The following is a 14,299-nucleotide window of genomic DNA, read 5'->3' on the forward strand; positions in this document are numbered from 1 at the left end:
CCTGTCCAAAAAGGATGATTTGCGCGAAGGAAATCGCCGGCTTCTTTTTAGCGGTAACCCTTCGCCTGTAAGTGGAAAAGCTCGGCATAGCGGCCGTTGAGCGCCAGCAGTTCTTCGTGACTTCCCACCTCCAGCAATTCGCCTTTATCCAGTACGAGGATGCGGTCGGCCATGCGAACAGTGGAGAACCGGTGTGAAATCAATACGGCCGTTTTCCCGCGGGTCAATTCGGCAAACCTCTGAAAAACCTCGTATTCGGCCCGGGCATCCAGCGCCGATGTCGGCTCATCCAAAATCAACAACTGGGCTTCTTTCATGTAGGCCCTGGCCAAGGCAATTTTTTGCCACTCGCCACCCGACAACTCTACACCCTGTCCGAAGCGGCGGCCCAGTTGCTGGTCGTAGCGGCCGGGCAGGCGTTGCACCAGCAAATCGGCGAGGCTTTTACGGGATGCCTCCTCGATGCGTTCCCTGTTTTCTTTTTCGGTGATGTTGCCCACCGCCACGTTTTGCGCCACTGTCATCTGGTAGCGGATGTAGTCCTGGAAAATGACACCCACGTTCCGGCGCAGTTCAAAAAGATCATATTCCCGCAGGTCATAGCCGTCAAGCAGGATGCGTCCCTCCGAGGGATCGTACAGCCTTGCCAGCAGCTTCACCAGCGTGGTCTTGCCGGCACCGTTTTCTCCTACCAGGGCCAGCTTTTCCCCGGCGCGAAGCGTAAAATTCAAATGACGGTTGGCCCATCGTTCCGAATTGGCGTATGTAAAACCAACGTTCTCGAACGTAAAGCCGGTTTGAATCGGCTGAGGAAACGGCCGGGCCGACGGCTGCGGTGTAATACGTGGGCTGATCTCAAAAAAGTCAAAAAAATCCTGCAGGTAAATGGCGCCTTGCGAAACGGTGGTAAAGCGGGAAAGAATGTTTTCCAGCCCGCTCCGCAACTGCCGGAAAGAACCCGCCAGGAAGGTCAGGCTCCCAATGGATATTTTACCGCTGATGGTCGCCGCAATGATGTAGGCATAGGCGCCGTAATAACCGGCAGTGCCCAGCAGGGAAAAAGCCGTGCCCCACAGGGAACGTTTCACTGCAAGCGCTTTGTTGTCCGCATAAAACTTTTGCGACAACTGACGAAAACGATCTGCCAGGAAGCCGGAGAGATTAAACAGCTTGACTTCTTTTGCGGTTTCGTCGCTGGCGCCGATGTAGCGGATATAATCCAGTTCCCGTCGCTCCGGAGTATGGCGGCGATTGAGCGAATAGCTTTTGTCATTAAAATATGATTCGCCGAGGAAGGCCGGCAACACCGCTACCGATAACAACAGGAGAAGCCAAGGGTTGAAGACGACCAACCCGGAAGCAAGAAAACCCATGGTAATAAAATCCTGCACCTGCCCCAGCACCTGCGACAGGAGCACGGTGCGTCCGACGGTTTGCTGGCGGGCACGCTCCAGTTTGTCGTAAAAGGTTGGATCTTCAAACTGTTCCAGGTCCAGTGTCGCCGCATGGTTCATGATCTCGATGGACGTGTAATTCGCAAACAGGTCACCCAGCATGCTGTCAACAAGTGTGGTGGCCCGGCTCAGGGCATCGGACAGCACAGCCAGGCCAAATTCGATTGCCACCAGTTCCCAAAGCATCGTATGTGAAACCTGCTCGTGCTGGGTGAGAAACACCACCTGGTCGACAATCAGTTTTCCAACATACAAGACAGCGACCGGGATTGCCGAGCGCAGAAGCCGGAGCGTGGCATTCAGCAAGGTGTAGGACGGGCTGGTTTGCCACACCAATTTGAAAAATCGGGGCAGGTTGCCCAATGCAGAAAACCGGTCTTTTAGCGTGATATCGCTCATGCGTTAACCCTTACCGTTATACACGTAAAAAAAATAGAGGCACCCATTCATTTCTATCCCCTTTCTGTACCGGGAACAACCGGCCGGATAAAGGCGGGAACGATCCGGCTTTTTGTTGCCTGCTCAAATGCATAGGCCAGCCGGATGATCTCACCTTCCTGGTAGGCACCGGCAACAAAAGAAAGACCGACCGGTAATCCGTGCACGGCACCCATGGGAACCGTGATGTGGGGATAACCCGCCATGGCTGCAGGCGGACAAAAGTAAAACCCGGTATCGTAATCGCCGTTGATCAGGTCCGTGCAACCTGCGGGTCCAATGCTGGTTGCGCAAATGGCCTGCAAATCGTTTTGTTGCAGGATGTCGTCGATGATCTTTTTCGTACTGGTCGTCTTTGCGAGGGCCTCCCTGTATGCCTGGCTATCCAGTCCGCCCAGGGCATTGCTTGTTTCCAGAATTTCCTGCTTGAAATACGGCATGGCCTTCGCTTCGTTTTTCCGATTGAAGGCAATCACATCTGCCAGTGTTTTCACCGGTGCGTTGGAGCCCGAAAGGTAGCGGTTGACACCATCCTTAAACTCGTATTGCAACACGGCAAATTCGGCACCGCCAACGCCTTCCCGAACGGCTTTCAACAACTCTATTTCAATGATCGTCGCCCCGCTTTTTTTCAACACGTCGATCGCGTTCCGGTAAAGGCCTACCACGCCTTCGTGCCCACTGAGAAAACTTTTTTCAATGCCGATCCGTTTTCCACGCAGACCATTTGCATCCAAAAAACGGGTGTAGTCTTTTTCTGTTTTTCCCTTGCTCTCACCTGTTACAGTGTCGGCCGGATCCATACCCGCCAAAACGCTTAACAGGATGGCTGCGTCTTTGACGGTGCGGGCCATTGGTCCTGCCGTGTCCTGCGTGGCGGAAATAGGAATGATCCCGCTGCGGCTGACCAAACCAATGGTGGGCTTAATGCCGACGATACCATTGAACGAGGAGGGTGCAATCACAGAACCATCGGTCTCCGTTCCCACGGCTACGGCACAAAAGTTGGCCGACACGGCTGCGCCGGAACCCGAGCTGGAGCCGCTCGGATTGCGATCGAGGATGTAGGGGTTTTTGGTTTGTCCGCCCCGGCTGCTCCATCCGCTGGTCGACCGGGTGGAGCGGAAGTTGGCCCATTCACTCAAATTGGTCTTCCCCAAAATCACGGCACCGGCATCGCGAAGCTGCCTGACCACGAAGGCATCTTTTGCTGCCTTGTTTCCCGCCAGGGCCAATGCACCGGCCGTGGTCATCATTTTGTCGGCTGTGTCGATGTTGTCTTTGATCAGGACAGGAATACCGTGAAGGGGTCCGCGCAGTTTCCCTGCTTTTCGTTCGGCATCCATTTGATCGGCGATCTTCAATGCATCCGGGTTTATTTCGATTACCGAATTGATGGCCGGGCCATTTTTATCGTGACTGGCAATGCGTTTTAAATATTGTTCGGTAATGAACCGCGACGTGTACACACCGCTTCGCATTTTTTGCTGGAGCACGTCGATGGTAACCTCTTCCAGCAGGAAACTTGCAGCGCCGGAGTCCTGTGCTTTTGAGTCGGTGGCATTGGCCAGGGCCATGCCTGGAATGGGCGCAATGGCCAAACCGGCAAGCGAACTATTTTTCAGAAAGTGTCGTCTGTTCATCCTTTAAAAATAGGATGAAAACAGGTGCAGGAATTTACACGGAAAGTTTTCCACGAAAAAGGAAACCAGGTTTACCGCGGAAGCCTTAGGCCGGTTTCTGCGACCCGGCTAACAACTTTATTTATTCACCCAGTAATCAACCACAACTACCTTGTCCAGATACGGTTTCAAAATGGCACCAAAGGCTTTGTGTGCCGGGTGCGGCAGGTAAATATCCCGCCCTTTTTCGCTGTCGAAGGTGAGAAAGAAACAGTGTGTCAACCCTTCGTTCAGCTTTTCCGGGCTGTTGTTGATTCCCCATTCAAACCCTTTGATCTCTTTGATCTTTGAGGGCAGCGCACGGAAGGCCTCTTCCACTTTTTGAATATCCTGCGGCGACGTGCCATCCTTGAACCTGAAGAGGACAACATGGCGAAGTTGTTTTTGCGTGGTGTTGTTTGACGATTGCGCATGCATAACGGCTACTGTTAGCAGCAGGAGAAAAAGAACTGCGAACCTTTTCATTGTGCTGTGGTTTTTAAATTTCAAGTTTCGATGGTAAGATCTGGCAAATTAGGCCGAACATTCCGAAGCCGCGTTTCGTTCACCAGGCAATTTACTGGGTTTGCGTCCCTTATTGCTCTTCAATGATTTCAAATCCCCAGGGCGGTAAAACAAGTTTCGTCTGCGGGGGCAGCGCTGCCCCGGAAAGCAATTTCGTTGCTTTTTTGTATGGATACAGAACTGTTTGTGGCTGGCCCGAATAATTCAAATAATAGCGGACCGTTTTCCCTAGCCCGTTCACTCCCGACTTTAGAATAACCGGGAATTTCAGGTCCTGGTCTTTGCCCCAGAGACCAGCCGCTTTCACCGCATTTTCCAAAATCTTTTCGGTCACCTCGTTGCTGGTGAGGCAGCCAATGTAGGTGGCCAACCCTTTGCCATAGTTGTTTTGGGTGATAGCTGCGTATTTGCCCCAGTACGGATGATCGTACCAGGCCAGCACCCTGGCCGTGGTGGGCTGAAGCAGTTCCATCCATTTATGTACCTTGTTTTGCTCGGGGCCAACATGGAAAGGGTTGCCTTTTAACGACACCTCGTTCCCGGGATTGGTAAACTGGCTATAGGTTACGCCACAGGCTTCACTGATAATACCCGGTTGGCGCACGGTCCGCACCTTTACGTTCTCGTTGGAAAAACCGGACTTGAACGTGAAGACGGCCTGCCCGCCGTTTCTGACGTAGTTGTTTAACCGCCGGAGCAAACTGTCGGGTGCCGCATACAGTGCAGGAACCACGATCAATTTATATTTCTCCAATTCCGTTGTGGACGGATCGATCAGGTCAACGCCAACGTTCATGCGGTAAAACGCATCGTACATCGGCCGCAAAATCGTATTGTAATTTTCACTCCCGATCGGGAAAGAATTAAAAGCCGTCAGCGCTTCGTTACTAAACAGGATGGCGACCCTGTTTTGTTTTTTAAGATTCAACAAATGAGGGCTTAAGCGCCGGAAATCGGCGCCGATTGTTTTGGCTTCTTCATAGGTGGGATTGGGTTCGAAGTCGTGGCTGAGCAACCCTTTCCAGTAGGTCTCGATTGCGTTGTGAAGGGAATGCCAGTGCCAGTAGGAAACCATATTGGCACCGGAAGCGAGGTGACTGAAGGCCTGCAGCCGCAACTGGCCGGGGAAGGGCACCCATTCGGCAAAGCCCTGCGCCTCCGTTTCGATAACCAGGTAATTCTGTCCGCCTTTCATCGACCGGGCCACATCACCACCAAAGGAAATCTCTGTTCCCGTGAGGCTGTTTTGCGATGGATGGTAGATATCGATGCCGGCAATGTCCAGTGCTTTTGCTGCCGCAAAATGATCCACGTCGGGTTGTATGCCGTAAGAATAACCGCGCCATTCCAGGTCGAAGTTTTGCGTGATAAACTGGCTGGGCTTTTTGTACTCCCGTACAATTTTCGCCTGCCAGGCTAAATAGCTGGTCACAAGTGAGCGTTGAAATTTCCTGAATTCGGCCGAAAGACTGGCATTGATGCTGCCGTTTGCCGAAGGGAAATCGTCCCAGTTATTGATCCGGTTACTCCAGTAGTCCAGTCCAAAGGCTTTATTGAGACTATCCAGCGAAGGGAATTTCGCCTTCATGTAGGCAACAAACTGTTTCTGTACGTTTGGCCCGCTGGTTTCGTACGACTTTGTTTCATTGTCTACCTGGTAGCCAATCACCGCCGGGTGATCTTTTACATGCGCCAGCAATTTGCGAATGACGTTTTCCGCGGCCTCCAAAAAGTACGGATTGGTGATGTCCATGTTCTGGCGGGCACCGTATTGATTTTGCCCTCTTGGCGTAATGGCAAGAACATCGGGATGTTTTTTTACCAGCCAGGTGGGCACGGCATATGTCGGTGTGCCGATGATCACTTTGATACCGGCGTCGTTCATGGCCTTCAACACCCGGTCGATGTGCGAAAAATCAAACACGCCTTCCTGCGGCTCAAGGGTACCCCAGGTTGACTCGGCGATGCGGACAACATTGATCCCTGCCTCTTTCATCATTTGCACATCCTTGTCCAGCCGTTCGTACGGCATGTATTCATCGTAGTAGGCCACGCCAAACAACAGTCGGTCGGGTTGAAACTGCGCAGCGGCTTGCTGCAAAAACAGCAGCGAAAGAAGGCTTGCGATCAGTGAAGAAAGTAAACTGTTTTTCATGCAACCGGAATCAAAATGACGAAAAAAACGGCACCGTTCTACCAGGAATAACGGGCCGTTAATCTACTGTTTTTTCCACTTGTGTGCCAGGTGACCGAAAAACGAACAGTCAAACCAGGCTGACGTCCGATGACTTTCCGTTCAGCTATTGGGCAGACCTGCTTTTCTTTGTTCGGCCGGAAGTTGATTTGACCTTTTAAACTGGCAGCGACGTAATTGCTTCATGTAAGCTGTCCTGCAAACGATAACGAGTCGGGTTAAAACGTTGGACTTTGCACCTGTTCATCACCGTCTCGGCCGGCCCATCGTTACTTGCCTGACCGATAACGGCTGATCCGCTTCCACCTGGCAATTCCGAACTTCTTTTTTTGTTCACTCCTCCATGCTATTGGACTACATTTCCAGTTTCGATCGTTCACCGGCCAGGTCGTGTTGCCACGTTTACGTTTGGCTCATTGCTTTTGATACGATTTCAAAATAGATTTTCCATGAGCCTACCCATTTAGGTGGAATCCCCTATATCACAATATTTTATCTATACTGTTTAACTTTTAGCCGACAGATAAATTATTTTTGAAACACGTTCGCTTTCAGTTAAATACAGCCATTATCCAACATCCTAACCGGTATTCGAGGAGATAATGCATAGTTGAAAAACACCCTAAACCACATGAAACCACAAAAGTTATCTTTTGAAAAAAAGATTCTTGTTTTCTTTTTTCTGACCCTCATTTTGATTTCGGTAATTGTATTTCTTTCGATCAGAATAAATACTGAAACAAAATCCACGAGGAACTGGGTTTCACTTACAGAAAAGGTTTTGTCTCTTGCGGATTCGCTCCAAAACGACGAGCAGGAAGTTGTCATTCAATCCAGGAGCTTTATTCTGACTGCAAACGAAAACTATCTGTTGTCGTATACGGCCACCAATGCATCCCTCCAACGGAATTTGGCGCGGCTTCGCCAGTTTACAAGAGAAAACCGTTGGCAACAAAAAAAGGTCGATTCGTTACAAGCGATTTACATGGGTTATTTGCCGATACGGCAACAGGCCATCAACTTGCGAAGACAGAAAAACTTCCAGTTAGCCGATGTAGTGCAATTGATCTATAAAGCAGACACAGTGCTGGCACAATTACGGGACATCTTCCATTCTCTCAAATCCGAACAAAAACAACTGTTGAATGACAGAAAAGCCGCTTACCAAAAAAATGTTGAGTTTAGCGCCTGGGTCGTGCGGATCCTCCTGTTGCTTTTTGTTTTCGCCATCCTCCTTGCTTTTTATCTCGTTTACCGGAATTCTGTCAATCGCAGAAAAGCGGAATTGGCTTTGCGCAAAAGCGAAGAGCTGGTCAAAAGCATCATCCATTATGCCCCGATTTTGGTGAACGTGAAAGACCGTTCGGGTAAATACATACTGGCCAATCAACAGTTTGCTACGGCTATCCAGGCAGATGCGGAACATATGATCGGAAAAACCTGTGAGGGAATCATTCCGCCGGCAATCGAGGCATTGGTCAACAAAGAGGATAATGAGGTCATCAAACACGGTCAACCGGTTGAACTGATGATCGACCTTGACGCACCTGGCGGGAAGCACACTTTTCTTACCTCAAAATTCCCGCTTTATGATGACAAGGGAAGCCTCTATGCCATTGGCACAACAGCCATTGATATAACGCCGCTGAAAACCTCTCACGAAGCCCTCTTAAAAAGTTTCGAAAATCAGCAGAAAATTCTGGATGGCCTGCAACAGGCGCTTCGCACTTCGCTGGACCTGCTTTGCATCATCGATGGAAACGGAGAATTTATCATGCTCAGCGATACCGTCAGGCAGTTATTGGGCTACGCGCCGAAGGAACTGATGCACAAAAAATTCATGGACTTCGTGGTGGAAAGCGATCGGTCGCAAACCGCTGTCATTGCACGGCAAATCATGGACGGAGAACCCGTTGCAGATTTTACAAACCATTACCGGAAAAAAGATGGTTCCATCATTCCCATTATCTGGTCTGCAACCTGGTCGGCAGAAGACAAGTTGATGTATTGCATTGCCCGCAACGGGTCCGAACGGGTGAAAACGGCCCGGCAGCTAGCGCAAAGCGAAACAAGGCTCCTTCACGCCCAAAAAATTGCCCGGTTGGGTAACTGGGACTGGGACTTGCGGAACAACACATGGTCCTGTTCGGATGAAATCTATCACCTGTTTGGTGTTGCGAAAGAAACAATCACGAATACGCAGCAATTCCTGCTTGACTCAATCCACCCGGAGGACAAACAGCAACTGGTAAACGCAAGAGAAAGCCTTCTTGCGAAGGGTGGGAAAATCGATATCGAACACCGGATCATCACAGCCAACGGTGCCATCCTTTTTGTACACACGAAAGGGGAAGTGAGTCTTGACAATGAGGGCCATCCTTTCTGGTTCAGCGGCACCATGCAGGACATTACAGAGCGAAAACGGTCAGAGCTCCAAATGAAGCAGCTTAACTCGGACCTTGAAAAAAGAGCGGAGGAATTAAAAGCATCCAATGCTGAACTGGAACGCTTCGCCTATGTAGCCTCGCACGACCTGCAGGAACCCTTGCGCATGGTGACGAGTTTTTTAGCCCTGCTGCAAAAAAAACACCAGAACGAGTTTGACGAAACGTCGAAAAAATATATCCATTTCGCTGTAGATGGCGCGGAACGCATGAAAGGATTGATCCAGGACCTGTTGCATTATTCCCGGGTCGGGGCTTCTGCAGAAGCCTTCGGCACTGTTGATTTGAATGTTCTGATCAAGGAACTGCAAACTGTGTTTGCGCCTGCACTCAGAGAAAACATGGGCATTTTGAACGTTCAACCCCTGCCCGTTGTTTCCGGTCACAAAATGCAATTACACCAACTGTTTCAAAACCTGATTGGCAATGCGCTGAAGTACCGGAGCTCGCAAAATCCTTTCATTGAGGTGGGCTGTACGGACGAGAAAGAATATTGGCGCTTTTTTGTCAAGGATAACGGGATCGGAATTGACCAACGTTATTTTGATAAGATTTTCATCATCTTTCAGCGCCTGCATACAAGAACCGATTACAGCGGCACCGGCATCGGCCTGGCCATCTGCAAAAAAATTGTCGAGCGGCACGGCGGAAAAATTTGGGTAAAGTCCGAGCCGGGTCAAGGCTCCACTTTCTATTTCACGTTAAAAAAATCACACAATGCTTAAAGAGGTCCGTATTTTATTGGTTGAAGACAACGAAGGCGACATTGTTTTAACAATGGAAGCGCTGAAAGAGGCGAAGATCAGAAATGAGATCGATGTGGTAAAGGATGGGGAAGCAGCCTTGCAGTTCCTTCGCAAAGCAGGTGTGTATAAAGAAGCATCGACACCCGATCTTATTTTTCTCGACATCAACCTTCCCAAAATCGACGGCATGGAAATCCTTTCCATCATTAAGAACGATGAGCAGTTAAAAGTGATTCCTGTGATCATGCTGACAACCTCTGATGCCGAGCGGGACATCATGAAATCGTACTATAATCATGCAAACTGCTATATCACAAAGCCCGTCGATTTAGACAAGTTTATGTCGATCATTCAAACCATCAAAAACTTTTGGATCAATATTGTAAAACTTCCGAAAACCAACGACTAATGCCTCATACCAACAAACCCTTAACCATCCTCATTGTCGAAGACAACGAAGGTGATTTTTTCTTATTCGAAGCCTACCTCAGGCAAACGAATGTGCCAATTAAAAATCTCTACCACGCCAGGTCGCTGGCAGACGTGCCCACAGAAGAACGCGGGATCGATCTTGTATTTCTCGATTTAAGCCTGCCAGACAGTGGCGGTGTGGAATCGTTTATTTCCCTCAACCAAACGTTTCCCCGTATTCCGATTGTGGTTTTGTCCGGCTTAGCCGATGAAGGCATGGCCCTGGAGTGTATCACACAGGGTGCGCAGGATTACCTCCTGAAAAATGAACTCAACGAACGCTTTCTGGAAAAATCAATCAATTACAGCATTGAACGAAAGAAATCACTGGAGGAAATCCGCTCAATTAACCGGCAATATGAGTTGATTGGCAATGTAACGGAAGATGTGATCTGGAATTGGGAAATCGAACCCCAACGCATTTCCTACGGCAAAAAATCGTTTTTAGGCTATTCCGATACGGAGATTTTATCTACACTGGATTGGTGGTGCGATAAGATCCACCCGGATGACAAACCACATGTGATGCAGAAAATTTCTGCGGTCGTTGAAAAAAGACAGGGCGATTTACAAGTAGAATACCGGTTTCGGTCTGCAGACAACACGTACCAGCATATGTATAGCAGGGGCGTTATTCTGCCAACCAACAATGATGGAGATCGACACATGATCGGTGCCATGATGAACATCACCGAACAGAAGAAGCTGCAGGAGAAACTGCTTGCAGCCCAAATCAACTTCCAGCGGCAAATAACAGAAGCCGTGTTGCTGGGACAGGAAAAGCAAAAGGAAGAAATTGGCAAAGAATTACACGACAACATTAACCAGATCCTGGCATCGGTAAAACTTTACCTGGAAACCGGACTGGGAAACGCATCGCTTAAAGATGAGATGCTGATGATGAGCCGAAAAAATATTTTGTATGCGATCGATGAAATTCGTAAACTGTCTCATTCACTCGTCCCCCCTACTTTTAACGGCCTTGGATTCGTAGATGCCGTCAGGAATTTGGTAGAAGAATTGAATGCAACCAGTCAATTCCACATCTCGCTTTCGATATCGGCGTTTTCCGAAACCGAATTGGACGAAACAAAAAAACTAATGATTTTCCGGATCATCCAGGAACAACTGAACAACATTATCAAGTATGCAAAAGCCCAGGAAGTCCGGTTAACATTGGCCATGACCGATATGGCTATCAAACTATCAATTTCCGACGATGGCATTGGGTTTGACATGTCGAAAAAATCAAAAGGAATCGGGCTAAAAAACATTGACAGCCGTGTAGCCTATTATTCCGGGGAGGCCAACCTTTATTCGGAGCCGGGAAAAGGAACGACCCTGGAAGTGCGTTTGCCTGTTTAAATCCATGCAGGCTGGCCCTATCCCATTGCCCCAAAAAACCGGCTAAGGAGAGTCTTCGTTTGGTATTTCCTTCAATTGCGACGGTCTTTTAAAGAGGACTAAAAACCAATGGGACCGCTTTTATGATCACTGCGATCTTATCGGGCGGCAGCCGCTCAAGATAAAAATGCCCCTTTTTTCAAAGGGGCATTTTTGCACGGAAAAAAAGAAAACACTTATTGCTGGCTGCCACCCACGCGGTTTTGTTCTTCCTGCGAGCTGCCTGTGCGGCGGCGTTGCTGCGGAGGGCCATTCTGGCCTTTACTGAAGCGGTAGGTAAACGTGAGTGCCACACGACGGTTGTCCCACCGGTTCAATACAAAGGCATCGATGTTGCCCAGCTTCACATCCACTTTGGCTTTTTGCACATAAAACGGATCGTAAATATTCAGTTTCAGGTTGGCTTTGTTGTTCAGCAGTTGTTTGGCAAATCCAAAAGAGAAAACGCCCATGGGCCTGATCAGGTACATGCCTGTTTCCTGCGCGGCACTGCGGTAAAAGCCGCTGATCTCGGCCGACCATGTTTTGGCAAACCGGAACACCTGGTTGCCGCTGAACATAAAGGTTGCCAGCTTTACATCCAGATCGGTATTGTTCACAAGGCCTTTGTAATGGTTGTAATTGACGTTGGAAAATAAGCTGGTCGTCCACCATTTGGTGAGCGAGGCATTGTAACTGAGGGAAAGGCCGAGAACCTTGCGGCTGGCAATATTTTCCTTTGTCTGGTAGGTCACTTTTGTTTCGTCGTTCTGCTTCAAAATATCATTCAGGATGTCGGTCGTGGAGGTATAATTCAACGTCGTATTCAGTGCACTCTTGTAGTTATGCGACAGCTCGATGTTGTGCGTGAATTGCGGCATCAGGGTCGGGTTGCCCTGGCGGAAGGTGTACTGGTCCAGGAAGTACTGGAAGGGATTCATGTCCTGGTAATTGGGCCGCTCAATGCGCCGGCCGTACGACAGGCTGAAGGTATTCTTGTCGTTTGCGTTGTAACTGATATAGGCCGTGGGAAAGAATTGCGTGTGGCTGCGATGAAACGTGCTGTCCTTTTGCGTTGCATTGCCCATTTGGTTGCCGTCGGCAACGGTATTCTCGGCCCGCAGGCCCGCCTGGAAGCCCCAGCCTTTCAACTGCCGGCTAACGTTGACATAGGCCGCATTGATGTTCTCGGTGTATAAAAAATGATTGCTGCGGGTGTTATCGATATACCAGCCATCGCTTTGCCTGTCGTAGCGGGTGTACTGCGCATCGTTGTCGGTAGATACGTAGCTGCTTTTTACCCCGGCTTCCACTTTGGCTCCGTCTTTCAATGCCCTGACATAATCGGCTTTGCCGCTGTAGATGATGATGTCGGAAGGCAGGTTGCCGCGAAGAAGGAACGGATCGGAAAGCAATGCGCCGCCCGGGCTGTAGTTATAATTGTCGGAGACCTGTTTGGTACCGGTGGTGTAGCGCAGGTAATCGAAATCGGCAGTCAGTTCGTGACCGGTTCCCGGCAACACCCGCTTGAAATTCAGGTTACCGCCAATGTTGTTCCAGCGGTCGCGGTTTTCAGTAAAGGCCGTGTTAAACGAGTCAATGGCACCTGCACCGTTTTTAATGTCGGCCCGGCCCCGGTTTTGCCAAAGACCCGGGCGGGTGGTACCGTTCACCAAGATGCCGATCGTGGTCTTTGCGTTGAGATTGTAATCAAGTCCAACCCGGCCGTTGTAGTTGGTGCTATGATTGCGCTGGTTGGCCACCTGGTCAAATACAGCCGTTACTTCGCCGCTGCTGTTGCGGAACGTGCGCAGCAAGGTTTGGTCGTTGAAGCCCGACCAGTACGAATAACTGAAATTGGAAAAGAGGTTCAACCTGGGTGTGCGGTAATTGAACTGCACGCTGTTTGGCGACTTGGGATAACGGCCCTGCACATAACCCAGGTTAATGGCACCGTTGAAACCACGCAGGGTGCTTTTCTTGGTGCGCAGGTTGATGATACCCGAGTTGCCGGCCGCATCAAATTTTGCCGAAGGCTGCGTCATGATCTCGATCTGGTCGAGTTGGTTGGCCGGCATGTTGCGCAGGAGGTTGGCAAGATCCTGCCCGCTCAAATAGGTTTGCTTTCCATCCATCAGCACAACAATTCCCTGCTTTCCTTTCAGGCTGATATTGCCATCGCGGTCAACCGAAATGCCGGGAGATTTTTCCAGCACTTCAAGCACCGTGGAACCGGCATTGGTGGGTGAGGCATCCACGTTCACCACCATTTTATCGATCTTGTTTTCTACCAGCGGTCTTCTTGCCTGCACGGTCACGCTGGATAAACTGGCAGCACTGGCCGCAAGCGTAATGGCCGGCAGTTCCAGCGACTGGCCCTGGCTTAGCGTAAAGGATTTGCTGGTGGCTTTTGCATACCCCACGTTAGAAACGGCCAGCAGGTAACTGCCGTCTTTGACGCCGTTGAATTCAAATGTTCCCGTCGCTTCCGACAGGGCAACTTTTACCAGCGCAGAGTCAGATGCTTTCAACAGCGAAACCGTGGCAGCGGGAACTGCCTTTCCGGATTCGTCGTTTACAGTTCCCAGGATTTTCGTGGTGTTCTGCGCAGTGGCAGAAAAGAGGCCGGCGATAAAGAAACAAAAGAGCAAAGAGGCCGTTCGCATGAATGACAGGTTTTTTAATTCGGGCAAAAATGTTCTTTGCCGCCTAGCTTTTTGCAGGAAATGTGATGAACGTCTAAATCCTGATGTAAAGGGAGAAGAAATGCATCGACGGAATTTTCAACGGTAACGCCCAACCCTATCCCGAATAAAGAAGGGTAAATGGAACACCAAATTCAACATTTGCATTCCACGTACCGTCGGCCGGCAACAGTTCTTTTTCGCCTGCCCTGAAACGTTCGATTCGAATAACAACAACCGGGTTGCTGACCGGAAGAAGACGGATCACCGCAGAACACGCCGGTTTGTGTAAAAAATTT

The 14,299-nt window shown here is 49.7% G+C and carries 9 protein-coding genes; 3 read left to right on the plus strand and 6 right to left on the minus strand.

The features are described from left to right. Window positions 1-47: 47 nt before the first annotated feature. The 4 genes from D6024_RS23205 to D6024_RS23220 form a co-directional block, all read right to left on the minus strand. A complete protein-coding gene (locus D6024_RS23205; protein ID WP_121357203.1) occupies window positions 48-1,853 on the minus strand; it encodes an ABC transporter ATP-binding protein in 1,806 nt (601 codons plus the stop codon). A gap of 53 nt (window positions 1,854-1,906) precedes the next feature. Next, entirely contained in the window at window positions 1,907-3,535 is a 1,629-nt protein-coding gene (locus tag D6024_RS23210) for an amidase (RefSeq protein WP_121357204.1), read from the minus strand. A 117-nt stretch (window positions 3,536-3,652) separates the two neighbouring features. Then, window positions 3,653-4,039, minus strand: coding sequence for a Dabb family protein (locus D6024_RS23215; RefSeq protein WP_121357205.1), 387 nt, complete (start codon window positions 4,037-4,039; stop codon window positions 3,653-3,655). Between the two features lie 109 nt (window positions 4,040-4,148). Continuing rightward, window positions 4,149-6,233 (minus strand): beta-galactosidase, encoded by a 2,085-nt coding sequence (locus D6024_RS23220; RefSeq protein ID WP_162944965.1) that lies wholly within the window; start codon window positions 6,231-6,233, stop codon window positions 4,149-4,151. Window positions 6,234-6,903: 670 nt separating this feature from the next. On the opposite strand from D6024_RS23220, the gene D6024_RS23225 reads away from it, so the two are divergent. Genes D6024_RS23225 through D6024_RS23235 form a run of 3 tightly spaced genes read left to right on the plus strand, consistent with a single transcriptional unit; the run spans window position 6,904 to window position 11,298 of the window. Beyond that, window positions 6,904-9,441: a PAS domain S-box protein gene (locus tag D6024_RS23225; RefSeq protein ID WP_121357206.1), complete on the plus strand. Its 2,538-nt coding sequence runs from the start codon at window positions 6,904-6,906 to the stop codon at window positions 9,439-9,441. After that, the gene (locus tag D6024_RS23230) at window positions 9,434-9,871 is read left to right on the plus strand and encodes a response regulator (protein ID WP_121357207.1); all 438 of its coding nucleotides are present in this window, start codon (window positions 9,434-9,436) and stop codon (window positions 9,869-9,871) included. The genes D6024_RS23225 and D6024_RS23230 overlap by 8 nt, the downstream gene beginning before the upstream one ends. Then, window positions 9,871-11,298, plus strand: coding sequence for an ATP-binding response regulator (locus tag D6024_RS23235; RefSeq protein WP_121357208.1), 1,428 nt, complete (start codon window positions 9,871-9,873; stop codon window positions 11,296-11,298). The genes D6024_RS23230 and D6024_RS23235 overlap by 1 nt, the downstream gene beginning before the upstream one ends. 215 nt (window positions 11,299-11,513) lie before the next feature. Here D6024_RS23235 and D6024_RS23240 read toward each other — a convergent pair whose 3' ends face one another. Together D6024_RS23240 and D6024_RS26905 are read right to left on the minus strand one after the other, a co-directional pair. Then, window positions 11,514-13,982, minus strand: a complete 2,469-nt coding sequence (locus D6024_RS23240) for an outer membrane beta-barrel family protein (RefSeq protein WP_162944967.1) — start codon at window positions 13,980-13,982, stop codon at window positions 11,514-11,516. Window positions 13,983-14,118: 136 nt separating this feature from the next. Beyond that, window positions 14,119-14,268, minus strand: a complete 150-nt coding sequence (locus D6024_RS26905; protein WP_162944968.1) for a hypothetical protein — start codon at window positions 14,266-14,268, stop codon at window positions 14,119-14,121. Between the last annotated feature and the right edge of the window lie 31 nt (window positions 14,269-14,299).

Source organism: Flavisolibacter nicotianae (genome assembly GCF_003628535.1).
GTDB lineage: Bacteria > Bacteroidota > Bacteroidia > Chitinophagales > Chitinophagaceae > Flavisolibacter > Flavisolibacter nicotianae.

Coding starts and splice junctions, on each gene's coding strand:
- D6024_RS23205 (WP_121357203.1), bottom strand. CDS start 1,853: ATGAGCGATATCACGCTAAAAGACCGGTTTTCTGCATTGGGCAACCTG.
- D6024_RS23210 (WP_121357204.1), bottom strand. CDS start 3,535: ATGAACAGACGACACTTTCTGAAAAATAGTTCGCTTGCCGGTTTGGCC.
- D6024_RS23215 (WP_121357205.1), bottom strand. CDS start 4,039: ATGAAAAGGTTCGCAGTTCTTTTTCTCCTGCTGCTAACAGTAGCCGTT.
- D6024_RS23220 (WP_162944965.1), bottom strand. CDS start 6,233: ATGAAAAACAGTTTACTTTCTTCACTGATCGCAAGCCTTCTTTCGCTG.
- D6024_RS23225 (WP_121357206.1), top strand. CDS start 6,904: ATGAAACCACAAAAGTTATCTTTTGAAAAAAAGATTCTTGTTTTCTTT.
- D6024_RS23230 (WP_121357207.1), top strand. CDS start 9,434: ATGCTTAAAGAGGTCCGTATTTTATTGGTTGAAGACAACGAAGGCGAC.
- D6024_RS23235 (WP_121357208.1), top strand. CDS start 9,871: ATGCCTCATACCAACAAACCCTTAACCATCCTCATTGTCGAAGACAAC.
- D6024_RS23240 (WP_162944967.1), bottom strand. CDS start 13,982: ATGCGAACGGCCTCTTTGCTCTTTTGTTTCTTTATCGCCGGCCTCTTT.